This window comes from Paenibacillus sp. UASWS1643 (genome assembly GCF_008693195.1).
Lineage (GTDB): Bacteria > Bacillota > Bacilli > Paenibacillales > Paenibacillaceae > Paenibacillus > Paenibacillus amylolyticus_B.
In genome coordinates this window covers 61874-78957 of sequence record NZ_VXKZ01000095.1, presented here as the reverse complement: position 1 = coordinate 78957, position 17084 = coordinate 61874, and the positions used below count along the sequence as shown (strand labels likewise).

The 17084-nt window shown below is 46.4% G+C and carries 20 protein-coding genes, 1 tRNA gene and 1 pseudogene; 14 read left to right on the top strand and 8 right to left on the bottom strand.

What is annotated here, in order from left to right; translation table 11 throughout:
* Positions 1–35: 35 nt before the first annotated feature.
* Entirely contained in the window at positions 36–398 is a 363-nt protein-coding gene (locus tag FE296_RS05000) for a winged helix-turn-helix transcriptional regulator (RefSeq protein ID WP_091017583.1), read from the bottom strand.
* Positions 399–621: 223 nt separating this feature from the next.
* Entirely contained in the window at positions 622–1614 is a 993-nt protein-coding gene (locus FE296_RS04995; protein WP_150364385.1) for a Gfo/Idh/MocA family protein, read from the bottom strand.
* Positions 1615–1839: 225 nt separating this feature from the next.
* Between FE296_RS04995 and FE296_RS04990 the strand changes: the two genes are divergently transcribed.
* Positions 1840–1924: transfer RNA gene (locus FE296_RS04990), tRNA-Leu, on the top strand.
* A 105-nt stretch (positions 1925–2029) separates the two neighbouring features.
* Here the strand turns inward: FE296_RS04990 and FE296_RS04985 are convergent.
* The gene (locus FE296_RS04985) at positions 2030–2254 is read right to left on the bottom strand and encodes a hypothetical protein (RefSeq protein WP_223868771.1); all 225 of its coding nucleotides are present in this window, start codon (positions 2252–2254) and stop codon (positions 2030–2032) included.
* Between the two features lie 119 nt (positions 2255–2373).
* Between FE296_RS04985 and FE296_RS04980 the strand changes: the two genes are divergently transcribed.
* Complete coding sequence (locus tag FE296_RS04980) at positions 2374–3528, top strand: sn-glycerol-1-phosphate dehydrogenase (protein ID WP_124113912.1); 1155 nt, start codon at positions 2374–2376, stop codon at positions 3526–3528.
* Positions 3529–3749: 221 nt separating this feature from the next.
* Here FE296_RS04980 and FE296_RS04975 read toward each other — a convergent pair whose 3' ends face one another.
* Positions 3750–4346 carry a helix-turn-helix domain-containing protein gene (locus tag FE296_RS04975; protein WP_017689431.1) on the bottom strand — a complete coding sequence of 199 codons (597 nt, stop codon included), beginning with the start codon at positions 4344–4346 and terminating at the stop codon, positions 3750–3752.
* Between the two features lie 415 nt (positions 4347–4761).
* Here FE296_RS04975 and FE296_RS04970 point away from each other — a divergent pair.
* The 10 genes and pseudogenes from FE296_RS04970 to FE296_RS04925 all read left to right on the top strand — a co-directional run.
* Positions 4762–5178 (top strand): annotated as a pseudogene (locus FE296_RS04970) (phage holin family protein); the annotation flags it as partial.
* 285 nt (positions 5179–5463) lie between these two features.
* On the top strand, positions 5464–5751 hold the full coding sequence (locus tag FE296_RS04965; protein ID WP_124113914.1) for a Dabb family protein: 288 nt from the start codon (positions 5464–5466) through the stop codon (positions 5749–5751).
* A 173-nt stretch (positions 5752–5924) separates the two neighbouring features.
* On the top strand, positions 5925–6386 hold the full coding sequence (locus tag FE296_RS04960; protein WP_124113915.1) for a DUF86 domain-containing protein: 462 nt from the start codon (positions 5925–5927) through the stop codon (positions 6384–6386).
* Positions 6387–6396: 10 nt separating this feature from the next.
* Complete coding sequence (locus tag FE296_RS04955) at positions 6397–7311, top strand: DUF4261 domain-containing protein (RefSeq protein ID WP_150364383.1); 915 nt, start codon at positions 6397–6399, stop codon at positions 7309–7311.
* A 185-nt stretch (positions 7312–7496) separates the two neighbouring features.
* Positions 7497–7874: a YtxH domain-containing protein gene (locus FE296_RS04950; RefSeq protein WP_091017573.1), complete on the top strand. Its 378-nt coding sequence runs from the start codon at positions 7497–7499 to the stop codon at positions 7872–7874.
* A 218-nt stretch (positions 7875–8092) separates the two neighbouring features.
* The gene (gene racE / locus FE296_RS04945) at positions 8093–8902 is read left to right on the top strand and encodes a glutamate racemase (protein ID WP_076209504.1); all 810 of its coding nucleotides are present in this window, start codon (positions 8093–8095) and stop codon (positions 8900–8902) included.
* A gap of 228 nt (positions 8903–9130) precedes the next feature.
* The gene (locus tag FE296_RS04940) at positions 9131–10342 is read left to right on the top strand and encodes a M14 family metallopeptidase (RefSeq protein WP_150364382.1); all 1212 of its coding nucleotides are present in this window, start codon (positions 9131–9133) and stop codon (positions 10340–10342) included.
* 195 nt (positions 10343–10537) lie between these two features.
* Positions 10538–10795, top strand: coding sequence for a hypothetical protein (locus tag FE296_RS04935; protein WP_017689423.1), 258 nt, complete (start codon positions 10538–10540; stop codon positions 10793–10795).
* A 142-nt stretch (positions 10796–10937) separates the two neighbouring features.
* Positions 10938–11240 carry a heme biosynthesis protein HemY gene (locus tag FE296_RS04930; protein WP_036670085.1) on the top strand — a complete coding sequence of 101 codons (303 nt, stop codon included), beginning with the start codon at positions 10938–10940 and terminating at the stop codon, positions 11238–11240.
* Positions 11241–11261: 21 nt separating this feature from the next.
* Complete coding sequence (locus tag FE296_RS04925; protein WP_017689421.1) at positions 11262–11483, top strand: YuzB family protein; 222 nt, start codon at positions 11262–11264, stop codon at positions 11481–11483.
* A 100-nt stretch (positions 11484–11583) separates the two neighbouring features.
* Here FE296_RS04925 and FE296_RS04920 read toward each other — a convergent pair whose 3' ends face one another.
* Entirely contained in the window at positions 11584–11982 is a 399-nt protein-coding gene (locus FE296_RS04920) for a hypothetical protein (protein ID WP_124113919.1), read from the bottom strand.
* A gap of 149 nt (positions 11983–12131) precedes the next feature.
* Between FE296_RS04920 and FE296_RS04915 the strand changes: the two genes are divergently transcribed.
* The gene (locus FE296_RS04915) at positions 12132–12413 is read left to right on the top strand and encodes a hypothetical protein (protein WP_124113920.1); all 282 of its coding nucleotides are present in this window, start codon (positions 12132–12134) and stop codon (positions 12411–12413) included.
* Between the two features lie 175 nt (positions 12414–12588).
* Complete coding sequence (locus FE296_RS04910) at positions 12589–13419, top strand: aldo/keto reductase (protein ID WP_036670089.1); 831 nt, start codon at positions 12589–12591, stop codon at positions 13417–13419.
* Positions 13420–13753: 334 nt separating this feature from the next.
* Here the strand turns inward: FE296_RS04910 and FE296_RS04905 are convergent, their stop codons facing one another.
* The 3 genes from FE296_RS04905 to FE296_RS04895 form a co-directional block, all read right to left on the bottom strand.
* Positions 13754–14479 (bottom strand): DsbA family oxidoreductase, encoded by a 726-nt coding sequence (locus FE296_RS04905; protein WP_150364381.1) that lies wholly within the window; start codon positions 14477–14479, stop codon positions 13754–13756.
* 84 nt (positions 14480–14563) lie between these two features.
* The gene (locus tag FE296_RS04900) at positions 14564–14989 is read right to left on the bottom strand and encodes a cytidine deaminase (RefSeq protein WP_150364380.1); all 426 of its coding nucleotides are present in this window, start codon (positions 14987–14989) and stop codon (positions 14564–14566) included.
* 85 nt (positions 14990–15074) lie between these two features.
* Positions 15075–17075, bottom strand: coding sequence for an LTA synthase family protein (locus FE296_RS04895; protein WP_150364379.1), 2001 nt, complete (start codon positions 17073–17075; stop codon positions 15075–15077).
* Positions 17076–17084: the final 9 nt, after the last annotated feature.

The window sequence follows — 17084 nt, the reverse complement described above, 5'->3', positions numbered from 1 at the left end:
GTTCCCTAAAAACTAGGGACAGCTTCTTTTGTGTTTTATACCTCTTGCGAGGATCTGGCCAGAACCTCATTTGTATACGTTTCTCCCCAATCTCGCATGCTGAAGATAATCGGCCGTAACGTTTCACCAAATGGTGTGAGGGAATACTCCACTTTAGGTGGAATCTGGGGGTATATTTCACGATGAACAATTCCGCTGCTTTCCAACTCTCGAAGTTGCAGGGTGAGCATACGCTGGGTGATTTCAGGAAACAATTTTCGGATCTCGTTAAATCTCAAAGGACCGGAGAATAAATGATACAAAATGGCACCTTTCCATTTGCCTCCGATCACACTGAGGGTAACTTCCACGGAACAGCCGTATGGCGCGGGACATAGCTTGGTAGCGTCCTTTTTCATTATAAGTACACCTCCACTTTAGGATGATTTTCTATGGTATCTATTTGGGTGGTTATATTTCATAAAGTACGTATAGTTCATGAAAGAGCATATCACTTATGATGCAGATTATAAACCCTAATTATAGTCGAAGACAGATGTGTTGATGTCTATAAGATAAAAAAGAGCCCCGGTTTCAGGCTCTTCTCTGGATGTATAAAATATGATGATGAGCGTATATACGCTACTTCAGTGACGATAGAATGGAGTCACATAGAGCCATCGTTGCTATATTATCCTTGGCGCTGGAATGTGGGACAGTCTGATTCTGGCAACACGCGATAAAGTGCACCATTTCACCAACAAACCCGCGTAGATAAAGGTCGCGATAAGCTCCTGACATAGGAGATCCGGAAGGTGTATATACAGTATCTTGCTCCTCGAGAGATTTCCAGGGAAGGCTGGTCGAGCTTCGGGATTGATGGACAGTAAGTGTGTTGATCTCTTCAGCTGACGCAAATCCGTTGTCAAAGGTGACGACTACACTTTCACTCTCCCGTGACCAAGCACTCATGCCGGCAAAATAAGCGCTGCCTACTACGTTATTCTCAAAAACAAGGGAAATGCTTTGATTAATGTGTTCCCCATCCTTCACGGTTGTGCCTGTAACCCGTGTTACTTCTCCGAATAAGTAACGCATCAGATCGACCATATGTATGGCAGCGAGCTTCATGAACTGTTCCTCATCCTTGCAAAATGGGGTACTGTCTACAGCGAATTTCATCTGGAATGAACGTACCTTACCTAGCGAACCACTATCAATGAGCTCCTTCAGCTTCATGTATACGGGAGCATAACGTTTCATAAAACCGACCATGACAACGACGCCAGCCTGCTCGGCAGCTTCTGCTACAGCTGCGGCTTCCGCTGCATTCCATCCGAGCGGCTTATCCACGTATACATTCTTACCAGCCCGAATGCATTCAAGGACAAGAGCGGTCTGATCTACAGGCTGGGCGACCACAACGACTCCGTCACAAGTTTCCTGCTGTAACATAAGCCCAGCGTTATCATACGTTTTTCCGTTGCTGCCAAATCGCAGCAGAGCTGCTTCAGAGCGTTCCATACTGCGTGTGGCAATGGCCTGGATCTGCGCTCCGGCTTCAACAACAGAAGGGTAAATATTCGTGGATGCATGAAACCCGGCACCGATAAAGCACAGATGGGTTGTTTTCAAGGTGGATCTCTCCTTCATTTTTGCGTTTGTATGGATTATAGATGGTATATTTGTTTAATGTTACGATAGGGTGTTTGAAGTTGAGAAAAAAGGACATATGTCCTATCTTGAATAAAAAAAGAAGTTGCATTTTTATTTTGGAGCATGTATACTCTGAATTACGGTAAAACAAGGAATTGCTTCACCGGAACGCTTTTCATCGATGGATGAGGAGATACATATTATGCGGTCGTGGCGGAATTGGCAGACGCGCACGGTTCAGGTCCGTGTGGGCTAACCCCCCGTGGAGGTTCGAGTCCTCTCGACCGCATCTAACAAAAAAGGTTCGTGAGTTGCTCTAGGGCAATTCACGAACCTTTTTTTATTTTTTGGATCATTCGTGTGAAGCCTGCATTTTGCTACCAGCATGCCAATACTAATGTTGCCGCTGGCGCAGAATGACTGCCGTGATGATCCCGGCAATGGCTCCTGCAATACCAAATAGCGTAACACTGGCAACCACTTCGAGCGACTGGAGACGAAACAAAAAAGAGATACCGCTACCAAAGGTGGTTCCGGCCAGAAAACCGAGCGAAATTCCTAATTCTTTCGTTAATTTCATTGCTTCACCTACTTGGAAATGTGAGATATGGATTTGCAAATATTGGGTACAGGCAGTAAAGTGTGATCAGGAAAATCATCACATTTTATTTCCTTTTTTATCTTGTGGTTTTAACCCGTTAATTATGCATGATATCTCATATGGGAGGGTAAGAGCGAATGAATATGAACGAACGAATTGCAGCATGGAATGAGGAAGCACAACAGTGTGCTTGCGGTCATCAACACCGGGTGGTGGATATGCTGATTCATCTGGAAGCTGGGGCCATTCAGAGGTTACCGGGTTATTTGTCTGAGCAAGGATATCGTCAGGTGACGGTTGTTTATGATCGACATACGTTTCAGGCGGCCGGATCTGATGTGCTGAGCAGTGTTCGCGAAGCGGGAATACATGTGGATGAGATCGCTCTGCCGGAAAATCGTGCGGGTGATATCATTGCGGATGAAGCGGCTATTGTACAGGTCATGTTGGGTGTGAAACTGGAAAGTCAGGCTGTAATTGCGGTGGGTTCAGGTACCATTCATGATCTGGTGAGATTTGTTTGTTCCAAAATGAACAAGCCCTTTGTGTCCATACCGACAGCGGCTTCAGTGGATGGGTTTACCTCTGCGGGTGCACCCTTAATTGTAAGCGGCGTCAAACAAACATTTCAGGCTGTTCCGCCGGAGGCTATCTTTGCCGATCTGGATATTCTGGAGCAAGCCCCGCAAGTGATGACAGCTGCCGGATTCGGAGATATGCTTGGTAAATATACTTCACTTGCAGACTGGATTGTTTCTCGTGAACTGGGCGGAGAACCGTTCTGTCCAGTTGCTTATCGGATGACAGAAGAAGCGCTGAATACCTGCATAGATCATGTACAAGCTATTGCGGAGGGGCGAGCAGAGGGAGTAGCTGTATTAATGGACGCATTAATTGTTTCCGGTATCTCCATGCTGATCATTGACCATTCCCGTCCGGCATCCGGAGGTGAGCATCATCTGTCTCACATCTTGGAGATGGATCTGATGCAAGCGGGAGAAAGACCGGTTCTGCATGGTGCCAAAGTTGGCGTAGCTTGTGCATTGCTTACGGTGAAATATAAAGAGCTTGCACAGACATCTGGTGAACCGGTGTTTGGGATATATGACCAATTGCCGGAGGCTTCTCAGCTCATTGCATGGTTGGAACAAGTAGGTGGACCTGTGACTACTGAGCAACTCGGTGTAACCCCTGAGATGGTGGAACATGCGTTCAACACAGCGCATACGCTTCGTCCTCGATATACGGGGTTGAGATATATCAATGAAGTGTTGAACACGAGGTTAGGATGACCTTTTAGAGAGAATGGTCATGATGAAATGCATAAACTTAGCTTGTAGCGGGCTTTGATGGCTCTCCTAGGGAGCAAAAGGCAAAAAAGGGGAGGTTATCTGACACTTCTGATGGAATAGCCAGAACAGTGCTTCAAGTCCGAGAGAGAAGGTATGCATTTCATTTTAAAAAGACTCTGACCTCCTAAGAGGAGGTCAGAGCCTTTTGGCTGTTCGCTTATTTAGTTGTTGCGACGATCTTTCAAGATGACATCTGCGAACAAAATAGTTTTCGGGATACGGAAAAATTGCTCCGCTTGTTCCTGAAACGCAGCAGAAGGCAGTGTTCCCTGATGCAGCCATTTGCGGAAAGTGCCGGGATGAACCCCGATCCAGTGGCTGACATCTGTCACCGACAAATCATGGACCATACACAAGCCTGTCAAAATACGGTTACTAACCGGAGAACGGGTCACCGTACGCTTCATAAAGCGAGATGACTCGGGTTGACATATGACAGGGCTATTACGCACAACTTCTTCGTTGAAGAGGATATGACGCGGGTAGCCGAGTAATTGGCAAGTCTTGTCCAAATTGGTACTGCCGGGTATCCGTCCTTCATATACCCACGCACTGACACTGCGTGAAGAGATGGAGAGGTCTTCAGCAAGCTGGGACAACTTGATATCATTGGCCATCAGCACGGCAAGAAGAACCCGATTGCGGATTTGACAGCGTGTCGGTTTTCGGAATCGTTTAACACGGACGCCTTTTCCCAAGTATTTACGGTTGATCAGAGACCACGCCTGGATGGAATGTTGTTCTGGTTGATTAGGCATATTTCCTCCGATTTTTTTTAACCAAATACTACAATAAACAACGGGGTACTTTCAAGTGCCGGGTTTACCGGTTACAAATGCGTCAATGCGTCAATTCATGATAAAGAGGGAACTACGAACTAGACCATGCGCAATTCACATCCTAGTATATTCCTAGATTACAATGTTTCACTAAAAATGAGGGGAGAAATTGAACAGGAATAAAAATAATATAGTTCTAATTACTTATTATTAGGTCTAAAGAACTTTTATCTGTTTTTTGTTGATATGATGCGGTTTATTTCCCTGAATTCCCCAAAAGCATGTGAATTTCGCTCCCCTGTTGCGAAGAGGATGTGCACAAATCTGAAATGATAAATCCGCGTGTTCAGCATGACATGTGACCTGTCAAATCTCTTACTTTTACATATATTGTATGATACTCAAGTGTAAGGGAGAGGTGAGGGACGTGAATCTATCTGTGAATACCTTTGCTGCCATCTCGGGAGCATTTGTTACGTTTGCTTTTGGCGGATGGGATCAGTTACTGAGCCTGCTCGCGGTTGCGATGGCTGTGGATTATATAACAGGTTTGGCAGCGGCGGTAAGAACGGGTACCGGGTTGAATAGCAACATTGGATTCTGGGGGATTGCTCGCAAAGGGCTCATGCTGACCGTTGTTTTGCTTGCTCATCGAATTGATCTGATCATGGGAACGGATTTTATCAAAGGCGGAGCTATTTATTTCTATCTGGTGAATGAACTCATTTCGATTACCGAGAATTATGCCAAAATCGGTCTTCCATTGCCTGCAAAGCTCAGACAGGCCATTGCAGTGTTGAAGAAACAGGAAGATCAGGAGTATCTGATGAATCGTGAATGGGCCAAACCGCAGCAAACTCCAGACAACAGCAAGCAGCAGGCTGAAACAGGACAAACTTTGCAGGATGACTCAGCGAAACAGACGGAGGATGGATCGCAAAAGAAATCCGAATCGAAAGGAAACGGTTCGGGTTAGTTTTTCTTATCAAGAGAACGTTTCCAAGTAACCTTTCGTAATAGAGAACGTTATGATATATTTTGGATACATGAAAATTCATTCATTTCTACTATTATATTAAACGAGGTGCTTGCCCAGATGATAAAACATATTGTCCTGTTTAAAATGAAAGATCGCTCAGCAGAAAGTATTGAAGCTGCAGCCCAGGTGCTTCGCAATCTGGAAGGTAAAATTGATGTCCTAGTTTCACTTGAAATCGGGATTGATGTGCTTCGCTCGGAGAGATCGTTCGACATTTCACTCACAGCGGAGTTTGCGTCACTGGAAGATCTCCAGGCGTATCAGGTACACCCGCTTCATCAGGAAGTTATCAAGTACATGAACGAAGTCAGAGAACAGTCAATTGCAGTGGACTACGAACTCTGATCTGTCATTCAAACTACGTTGAGATAAAGGGGACTCTGCATGAGCGATTTAAGAGACGTTATGGAATTTCTATATATTTTTGTTGTGTTTCTAATCGCTTGTCCTGTGATGATATTCTGGCTTAAGCGAAGAGGGAAACGGAACCGATAACTCACTGAACGGGAAGTGAACGAATGTATTATGTGAACAGAGAACAGATTGCCCGCCGGCTTGCTGCTGTACCGGAAGTAGCTGAAGGACTTCGTGGGGCAGCAGAGGCTTGGGACGGCAGTCTCATGCTGGGGATGGTACAGGAACGTTGTCTTCACCTGGCGATCGAAATTGTTACCGATGTGGGAAGTTATCTGATAGACGGCTTCATCATGAGAGATGCGAGCAGTTATGATGATATTATTCAGATTAATTATGAAGAAAAGGTTTTTGATGATTCGACCTATGAGATATTGCGTCAGCTTGTCACGTTACGCAAACCACTGGTGCAGGATTATTACAGTTGGGAGCGGTCTGAGCTGCATCCGATTAGCGTAGAGTTGCCGAGTATACTTGAACATTTTACTACTCAGGTTAGCGCCTACGTGGAAACAGAACTTGGTCCTTTCAATACGGCACAGGCCGAGGGACAGCGTAAGGAATGAGGGAAATCGCATGACAAATGAATCAAGAGAATTCAATGAAGTAAATACTGAAAGTAACGAAACGAATGAAACACCTTCCGGATTCCATCCGGTGTATATGGTTGAATTCTTGTTCCGGGAACGTCCAGAGGTGGATCACTTGCGTTTGCAGGAAGCGATGATTCGTCATACAGGACAAGTCCGACTGGATGTGAAACAAGAGAGCGGAGGGCAAAAGCATGAGATGCTCGTCTTCTACCATTTGGACCATAAGGTATCCTTTCAGGAAGGGGATATCCCTGCGCAGACCTGCATGCTTCCTGTGAATGAAATCGCAGATCGTGCTCGCTTTGGCGGTGCTCTGCAACAAGCATGGCATTGGCCGGAAGTGGGACAGGTTGTAGAAGCTTCGCGGTATTCCATCCGGATACATGATATGTTCACGGCAGCCATGCCTCGTAAGCAGCGCTTGGAGCTGTTTCAGAAGACTGTGCTGGCAATCATGGAAAGTTTGACCTGTGACGCGCTGTATTGGTATGGCAGTGATAAGCTCGTTGAACCGGAAGCATATACGCAAGCTCAGGAACGTGAGGAACATCTGTATGCGGCCATGAATGTTCGAATGTATCAAGCAGGAGGTACAGAGGAACAACGCGGGTTGGTCATGGATACCGTAGGATTATCTGCGCTGGGTGTACCTGATGTCCAGTGTCACTTCGTCGGTCTTGATCCAGATACGGTGGCTCAGACCTTGCTGGGTGCAGCGTATTACATATTTGATCAGGGGGATGTCCTGCAAGATGGACAGACGCTGGGTTCTTCAGGTGGACGTCGCTGGCGTTGTGAACATCAGGCGGCATTGATTGCACCTGGACGATATGTGATTGATTTGGACCCGGGGGATGAGCATGCCGCGGCTGATCTCGAGCCGGCTCGTCAGAACTGAGTTTAAGCCAAGTCATTTGCATCCATTCAAAAAGGGCGTGCAGATTATTTTTAACATCTGGAGTGTCAAGTCAAGCCTGTGCTGCTTATAATGCATCAACAGAGTAGGCATTCGCCCGGATGGCTGAGCGACAGACCGTTGCTTCTGGTCCGGTACTTAAACAATAGTAAAGGGAGAGATGTGACGTGAAGGATTCTAACAAAAGTTTGTTGTGGGGAGCTCTTATTGGCTCCGTGGTTGGTTCAGTAACGGCATTATTGCTGGCACCGAAATCGGGACGTGAACTTCGTCAGGATATTACAGAAGGTGCTCGTCAGGTATCGGAGAAAGGTCAGGAACTGGCTGGTATCGTGGGTGAACAAAGTTCCCAGATCGTATCCAAAGTTAAAGAGACCGCAGATGTCGTGATTCAGGATATTCAATCCTGGCGCAATTGCGCTGAAGGAAAAGAAATTCGCATATCGGCAGCCATTGTTGATAACGAGATTGATAAAGAAGCTGATGAACCCGGAATTGACATTGTAGCGAAGCTTCCTGCGGATGAGTCCAAGGACGACAACTAAGCAAAGCTTGATAAGCAGGCTTTCCTCTATTTAGAGGAGAGCCTGCTTTGTTGCGTGTCCACACATAGAAGACGTAGCGCGTGATTTAATTTGAACCCTGCGATGAAATCGGGTAAGATGTAGGTACCTTTTTGCCGGAATGTTCATACGGTAGGAAGAAAGCTCTGAGAAACAATCGTTTTGAGAACCAATTCAATGAAGAAGGAAGCGGTGTGTTCGTGCAGCAAGCAATCGCTATATTAGACTCCGGTGTGGGGGGATTGACCGTCGCCAAGGAAGTGATGCGTCAGCTCCCGCGGGAAAAGATCATTTATTTTGGGGATACTGCCCGGACACCGTACGGACCCCGTTCGTCCGAACAGGTAAAACAATTTACGGAACAAATCGTTGATTTCTTGATCCAATTCGATCCGAAGGTTATCGTTATCGCCTGTAACACAGCAACAGCAGCCGCGCTGGAGTATATCCGTGCCAAGGTGAATGTGCCTGTCATTGGTGTTATACATCCGGGTGCTCGGGCCGCAATCACAGCGACACGTACAGGACGTATTGGTGTGATTGGTACAACGGGTACCATAGGTAGTGGGGCTTATACATCGGCACTCAAACAGTTGTCCCCCTATATTGATGTGGTCAGTCAGGCTTGTCCGGCGCTGGTGCCGTTGGTGGAACAAGGTGAATTTCGTTCCGAGCACACGACACATACGGTGGAACAATCATTGGGCGAGATCAAACAACAGCCAATCGATTGTCTTATTCTGGGTTGTACGCATTATCCCTTTCTCATGGACACGATTCAGGAAGTTATGGGGCAGGAAGTGAAGTTAATCAGTTCAGCAGATGAAACGGCACGTGAAATCAGTACGATTTTATATGATAAACGAAAGCTGGCCAGTGGGGATGAGACCCCGGTGCATCAATTTTTCTGCACGGGTGACCCGCGAATGTTCCAGAATATCACCCGTCGATGGTTGGGGGAGCAGATCTCCAAGACCCCTGTTGTCTGGCAGGTAACGCAATTATCATAGTTATACTCAAAATATGCATGAATAAGACTTTTAATTAATGTATTTTGGTTGTGGACTATCCCGGAACTGTGAAGTTCCGGGATTTTTTGTCGTCATTATGCATTAACAGGAGATAAACATGATTCATGTCACATGACGGACAACCCGACCTGCATACATATGTTACAGACACGAAATCGGTCAGAACTGGACAGGAGACCTGTCTTTTCCTGTGGAAAGGAGAACAACATGGATCTACAGTGGATTATTGTTCAGCGGGGAGATACGTTGCCGCGAATTGCGTCAGCGTATCATATGTCCAAAGGGTTACTTGCTGCACTGAACCCGGAAGTGGCTTCCCAGCCATACTTGCTGGCAGGTCAGATGCTGCGTATTGTCCCGGGGACAGGTCGCAGATACGCTGTACCGCCTGGAGAAAGTGTAGGGGAGATTGCAGAGAGATTTGGTCTGGACGAAGAGGTGTTGCGCCAGGCCAATCCCGAAATCACCAATATAACCGACTGGGTTGGTCGCTGTATTCATATTCCGGCTTCGAATGGAAAAACTATTGTAAAGATTCAGGGAGAGTATGGTTATCGAGAATTAATCAGGGATATAGACAAGCTGGAGAATCAATACCCGTTTATTGAAACAGGGTCCATTGGAACAAGTGTCATGGGGAAGTCGCTGCCTTATTTGCGTATTGGGCAAGGGTCGAGACATATCCATGTTAATGCTTCCGTTCATGCGAATGAGTGGTTGACAACAGCAGTTCTGATGAAGTTTATTGAAGAGTATGCCGAGGCGTATGGTGCACATAGGGCATGGCATCAATACCAGACAGAACGCTGGATGCAAGAGACGACACTCTGGGCCGTGCCGATGGTTAATCCGGACGGGGTCGAATTGGTTCAGGAAGGTGTGGTCAATCAGCATCCACATGCACAGCAGTTGTTAGCCTGGAATGCGGACAGATCACATTTCACCCATTGGAAGGCCAACATCAGAGGGGTGGATTTGAATGATCAATTTCCAGCCCATTGGGATGAAGAGGCAGCGAGAAGAGGTATAACCTCACCTGGCCCCAGGGATTATGCGGGGACAGCGCCATTGACAGAACCGGAGGCACAGGCGCTTGCGCAGTGGACGCAGCAACATACATTTGATGCGGTTGTATCCCTGCATAGTCAGGGACAGGAGATCTATTGGAACTACCGTGATCTGGAACCTAGAGAGAGTGGACCGCTGTCGCGCAGACTCGCCAAAGCTTCCGGCTACAAAGCGGTGAAGCTCGGTGGCAGTGATGCTGGATACAAGGACTGGTTTATTCAAGATTTCGGTAGACCGGGCTTCACGGTAGAAGTTGGATTGGGTGTAAATCCGCTTCCTGTAGAACAGTTTGATGATATTTGTATAGAAGTGGGAATGTTGCTGGCTGAACTGTTATCCAATGGACAATGAGGCAAGACCCCGAATAACGAAGGTGTGAAACTTAACAGTAGATCATTCGTATAACAGGAACGGACGCTATGAGCGACGTTCCGTTTTTATTATTTTTGATAATGACATTCTACGTCATTCGTTCTGAATGTTTTTGAACGGGTAATGATGGATGTGCCGTTTCGGCGACATATACAATTATACGGAGGGATTCAAATGAAGTGGAGAAGACTGCTGTCGTTCAAACGATGGACACAAGTTTTCAAAAGGCTCCCCCGGCTGCTCCGGGCTCCGCAGATTCCTTTGGGAGAAAAGCTGTTGTTTATTATTCCAGCGCTGTTGTACTGGGTACTTCCTGACGTAATGCCGTTTATGCCCATCGATGATATCGGGGTCACTTTGATTCTGATGAACTGGTTTGTAAGCCGGGCAGAACGTAAATATCCTGTGCTTCAGGAGGGGGCACCTTCTTAATTTGCGGCCCAATGGATCATTTTAACACTGAATTCGCATCAATGTTATTGCGAAGAGCGGTAACTTTCTTTACAATAGATGCTGTAGTTTAAGAATGCTGAAATTGTTGAAACCTGCAATTACAATATAGGAGATGAAGAGAATGAACTGCAAAATTACGCGTAATGCTGCTAAAGTATTGAAGCTTGAATTGGACAAGCCGGAGAACGAAGGAAAAAAACTGCGCGTTGTCATCACCCATGCACATGGTGACCATGCTCACTACGGGCTTGATCTCGACACACCAAAAGAAAATGATACGGTTGTATCTACCGATAAAGAGATTGATGTCATTCTTGCAAATGACCAGCCTTTGTTGAACGGTGTTAAAATTGACTACCTCTACTTCCCGGAAGAGGGATTTGTTATTACGAATCCGTCCCAAGGTAATCACGGCGACCACTAAGGGCGCGAAGAAGGGGAACTCATGGCTAACGATATCCGCGTATGCGAAAAGTGTAATCATGTCCGACTGAAATCGATTGTACCCAAGTTGCAAAAAATGGCTCCAGACACGGAGATCAAGATTGGGTGCAAATCCTATTGCGGTCCTTGCGCGAAACGTGCGTTTGTCTTTATTAATGGTCGGTACATCAGTGCGCCGACAGAAGAAGAAGTGCTCGCCAAAGTCGCAAAGTTCGTGAAGTAATAGGATATACCAAGGTGAGTGAACGAAAAGTTCAAAGATCCGCAAGGAGGGGCGATGTGCCTCTCCTTTTTTTGCGTTTGGGTAGCAGTGAAAGGATGTGTTACTCCATAGCACCTTTGACCATTTCAGTAATTTGGAAGGTATCTTCTCGAATTTCAATGGCAATGACGGTAGTATCCTTTTTCAGAAAATGTACATGTCCCAGCCGTTCTTCCTCTAATTCCACCCATCCTGTATCCGCTAACTTCTGAAAATAATCCATTGGCGGGTATAGTCCTTGCTCACCCCCAATATGTTTCAGTTCATACTTAACACCTTTTTTAAGAGTGGGATGATCGGAATAAGCTATGTTTTCAATGAGTTTTGCATTGGTTGGAACCGGGATGTCTGGGTTCATGGATGATGCTGTATATCCTTCTATCTCGTATGTTGCAGGAGCACAGCCTTGTACCCAAATGAGCAAGGGCAACATGCAGAGTGTCAGTAATATTTTCTTCAAATAAATTCCTCCCGACTCACATGATTATCTAATAAACGTAGCGTAATCAACTAAAGTTACGATAAAAACACAAAAGAAGAATAAGGAAGGCTTGTGTTATCCATCCTAAAGGGGTAACAGGAACATGATAATCCCAAGGAGGAATACTCATGCCGAAGCGTTATGATTCCAGTTTGCAAGCCGATACCACCGTATCTCAGGCGCAAAATGCGGTGAACAAGCTTCATTTTGCTGTATCTCAGGCCCTGTCTCATCCGACGGCACAGACCATTATACAGGCGGAACGTCGTCTGGCACATACGGAGCAAGCGATGCGACAAGCTGAGCTTTCACTCGGAGGGCAAGGTGTTGAGTTGGCAGAGGAAATGTTCATCGAGGAGAAGAGAAGATTGAATTCAATCCAGAGTCAGCACGGTCAAGGGAATATATAACGTTCCTGTCACATCAGAACCCGCAGGGCAGCAATGCTTTGCGGGTTTTTCATATCTTTTGCAAAGAACTCTCGATCCATGGGTGTACTCCGACAGTATGTCGAATGGTCGCTTAAAATTCTGTGAGAAGGTTAATAGAACAAGAGCAGGCAAAATTCCATACGGGAGGTACAGAATGACAAAACATATTACAGATTGTACGATTCTGAACAACGGAGTAACGATGCCATGGCTAGGATTTGGAACATATAAAGCAAAAGGTAAGGAAGTACAACAGGCGGTTGAGACCGCTTTGGAGGTTGGATATCGCAGTATTGATACCGCGTCCATCTATGGTAATGAAGAAGAAGTGGGACAAGCTATTGCAAGCAGTGGTGTTGCCCGTAACGAACTGTTTGTGACGACCAAGCTCTGGAACGAGGATCAGGGATTTGATTCAACGTTGAGAGCATTTGAAGCCAGTCAGAAGGCACTGGGACTGAATGTGATTGATCTTTACTTAATTCACTGGCCTGGCAGAGACCAGTATAAGGAGACGTGGAGAGCATTCGAACGTCTATATAGCGAAGGAAGCATCCGTGCGATTGGTGTGAGTAACTTTCAAGTTCACCATTTGCAAGATATCATAGATGAGGGCGGAACGGTGCCTGCGGTAAATCAGGTAGAGCTGCATCCGGGTCTGATCCAGCAGGAACTTCAGGATTTCTGTGGGGCGCAGGGAATTCAACTGGAGGCTTGGAGCCCGATCATGAAAGGCAAGCTGAACCAAGAGTCCACCCTCAAAGCGCTGGCCCAGAAATATGGGAAAACACCAGCACAGATTATTCTGCGTTGGGACATTCAGAATCAGATTGTGACGATTCCGAAGTCCGTTACCCCGGAGCGTATTCGTGAGAATGCGGACATCTTTGACTTTGAATTGACACCGGATGAGTTGAGACAAATTGATGCACTGGATTCGGATAAGCGGACGGGCCCACATCCGGATCAACTGTTCTGGGATTAAGTGGGTGGCGCTAATTGAATATAAGTGTTTGATGATAAGTTAGTGGAGGTTCCGGTTACGGATCGTTCTTTCGATCGCTGTTGTCTCCAAATTTTTTTGATTCTCTTTCCAGAGGTTAAAATTTGGAGACAGCTTATGCTTCCGATGTAGCTTTCTTGCAGAAAGCTTTCAGGCGAACGCTTCGCTTCTTCAGAATCGATTCCGTCCCCTCCACAGTAACTGTCCATCAAACACAAAAATATACAATGAGCTAGAATGGTGTGTAGTATATAAAAAAAGCAGCAGGATCGGGAAATATCCCGAGATCCTGCTGCTTTTTTTCGTGTGGATTGGCTTAATTTTTTTTCGGAACTTCGCAGCCGTCATCTGTGCAGACGCCGCTGCCGTCTGTTTCTGTTGTGTTGGATTCAACCATTGTGAATGGGGAATGCTCGTCCCATGCTTTTTGAATGGCATCCAGGAACACCTCGTCAGGCTGAGCGCCCGATACGGCGAACTTGCGGTCGAATACAAAGAACGGTACACCGCGGATACCGAGTTGCTCGCCTTCTGCTTGGTCAGCGCGGACATTGTCGGTGAATTGATCACTGGACAGCACTGCCGTAGCTGCGTCACGATCGAGGTCTACTTCTTCTGCTAACTGAGCCAACACTTCAGGGTCGCCGGAGTGTTTACCTTCAATAAATACAGCTTGGAAGATCCGTTCACTCAGTTCAAGCGCTTTGCCTTGTGTATCCGCCCAGTGTGTCAATCGGTGAGCTGAGAAGGAGTTCGTAGGGATCATGGCATCGATATTGTATTCCAGTCCTGCCGTGCGAGCATTTGCATTCATCTGGGCATTCATACCTTTGGCCTGTTCCTCACTCATATTATATTTGGAAGCCAAATATTCCGTATTGGTTTTGCCTGGGTTCAAAGCAGCGTTTGGATCAAGCTCAAAGCTTTTGAATTGCAGCTTCACTTCATCACGATGTGGAAATTGTTGCAATACATTCTCCAGCCGGCGTTTGCCGATATAACAGAAAGGGCAGAGAAAATCAGACCATATCTCAATATTCATTATGTTAAACCTCCATTATCCTTTTAGTTGAAACTAATATAGTTACAATTATAAAGCCACTTTCTACAATTCGCAAGGAGATTGCTATTTATCCCGATATGCCTTGGACCAATGATAAGGCTGGATCTCATCCAGTCTCTTGAAGACCAGTTGACCAGAAGGATCGTATACGGTAGCTTTGACTTCTTCGCCCCAGTAAAATAATCGTTCCTGGCATACACCGCAAGGTGTAAGGACCTTAAATTCCGAATGCTCGTCATCACGAGCGATACAGAGGGAGTGGGTGACACGTTCGTTCAATTTGTGGGCTTCCAGATAAGCTCCTGTTTCCATGCACAGATGCGTGGCATCGTTGATGACCTCTGGAGCTACGCTAATCAGCAGGGAACCGGCTTCGGTATAAACGGCACCCGCACCGCCCCATCCCTGAGGATAACGTTGCTTCACAAAATTTTCGGCTGCATCGAACAATTTCTGTTCAATATTAAGTGGTTCAGTGTGTGATGTCATGTAATGCAAGTTCCCCTTTTTAAAATCTGATTGAATGCAATTCATTTCATTTCGCGTATTTGTTAGCTTGTTATTACGATATTGCTCATTGCGATGTTGCTGCTGAACTGTCTTCCTCTCGAAAGCGCTGAATCAAATCATAGGTAATTACGGTGTCCGAGACGTGTAATCGCTTGGCTGCTTCATCATGACCAGGACGGCAGGCATTAATATCTGTTTTGTCACTCGTGGACAAGTCATAACAAGCGCCGCTCTCGTAAATATAATCATCCGATGGAATATAGAATACAGAACCATCCGAGAATGCACCATTACGCAGCACAACAGTACGTTCAGACCCGTCATATAAGTCGTTACCCATATGATAATAGGGCTGGTCAGATAAGCCTAGCAAATGCAGTACGGAAGGTGTGATGTCCAGTTGTCCCGAAGGTTCGTCGATGGTTCCGGCAGCTGCTCCGTCCGGTAAATGCACGAGCAGAGGGACTTCGTTCATGATCTGTGCCATATCCAGTTCGTTCAGCGAACGTCCCAGGAACTGTTCGTATTGTGATTGTTCCTTGATCGAGTTGTCGTGGTCTCCGTAGAACATAAAGATGGTATTTTCCCATAATCCCCGATTTTTCAGATCCTCCACCATCTTGCCGAGCGCCGAATCCACGTAATGAACGGATTGCAGATAGTTACCGAACATGCTCCCCTGGAACTCGCCTACATCCAGCTGCTGTCTCTCTTTAGGCAGGGCGTATGGGTGGTGACTGCTGAGTGTAATGAGGAAGGAATAGAACGGTTCGGTCACCTCACTACTCATTTTCTCAACGGATTGGCGGAAAAAGGATTCATCAGACAGGGACCAGCCAAGCGGGTCATCCTGTGCAAAATCATTTTTACTATAAAACTTGTCGTACTTCATGTTCTGATACATCGTATACCGATTCCAGAAGCCGCTCTCATAAGCGTGAAATACGTTGGTGCTATACCCGTTATCCTTCAGAATGGAAGGGAGGGAATCATACGTATGGCCTGCATACCGTACAAAGGCTGAACCAACCGGAAGTGGATGCAGGGAAATGTTTGCTCCAAAATCGGCATCTGACGTTCTGCCCTGACCGGTCTGGTGATAAAAGTGACTGTAATACTGACTTTCTTTCATCAGTTCATTAAAATGCGGTGTAATCTCCTGACCGCCAATGCTCTGGCCAATCATGAAGTTCATAAAAGCCTCGCCCTGAACAATGATGACATTGCTGTCCTTATATTTGCCAAACAAGGCATCATTCTGCGTAGCAGTTCCTTGTCTTTCAGCGAAGAATGCTTTTGCTTGCTCAACATCAGCGGGATCAGCCTGTGGCCCGGAGCCAATGTGGTCTTTGGCATAGTTGTACAGATCATAACCGTGAAAAGCGAGCAGTCCGGTCACATTGTACATGGATACATTCCACCAGTTGTTATCGAACAGGCCCTTGGCCCATGTTTTGCTGTAAAAATAAATCGGGCCAACGGCGAGTCCCAGCCCTAGCACAAGGGCAATGCTGCCAGCCGTGAGACGGCGGCGCAACCGTGTCTTGCCATCGTTATACGAATAACTCCCGTAACCGGTAACAGATGTACTGGAGCGCTTCGAACGGTAACGTCTGCTGAACAGTACGATAGCTGCGAACGGAATGACGACAAGCCAGTCCGCAAAGAACCAGAGATCACTTGTGTAGATCAATGTAGCGATGCTGTCCCCCAATGCGTCAACTTGTCTGGCCTGCAACAATACCGGGATGGTCAAGAAATCCTGGAAATAGCGATAATACACCATATCGGCATAGATTAGTGCGGTAAGCAGCAGGTTAAGCACCGCGAGAGACACGATCATGCCTCTACGTGGCAGCCACCAGGTCCAGAAGGACAGGAGGAGAAGTGATCCAATAGCAATGACTTTATCCAGCAGTCCCATCGTAATGTTATAGGCGTGCAGATTGTGATGGAGCCACATGAGTTTGAGCAGCATGAGCACAAGAAAAATAAGATATAACGTTAATGGATGATTTAGAAGCCCGCGTGGCATGGAGCTGCGCGTAGGCCGAGTGACAACCATATGTATGTC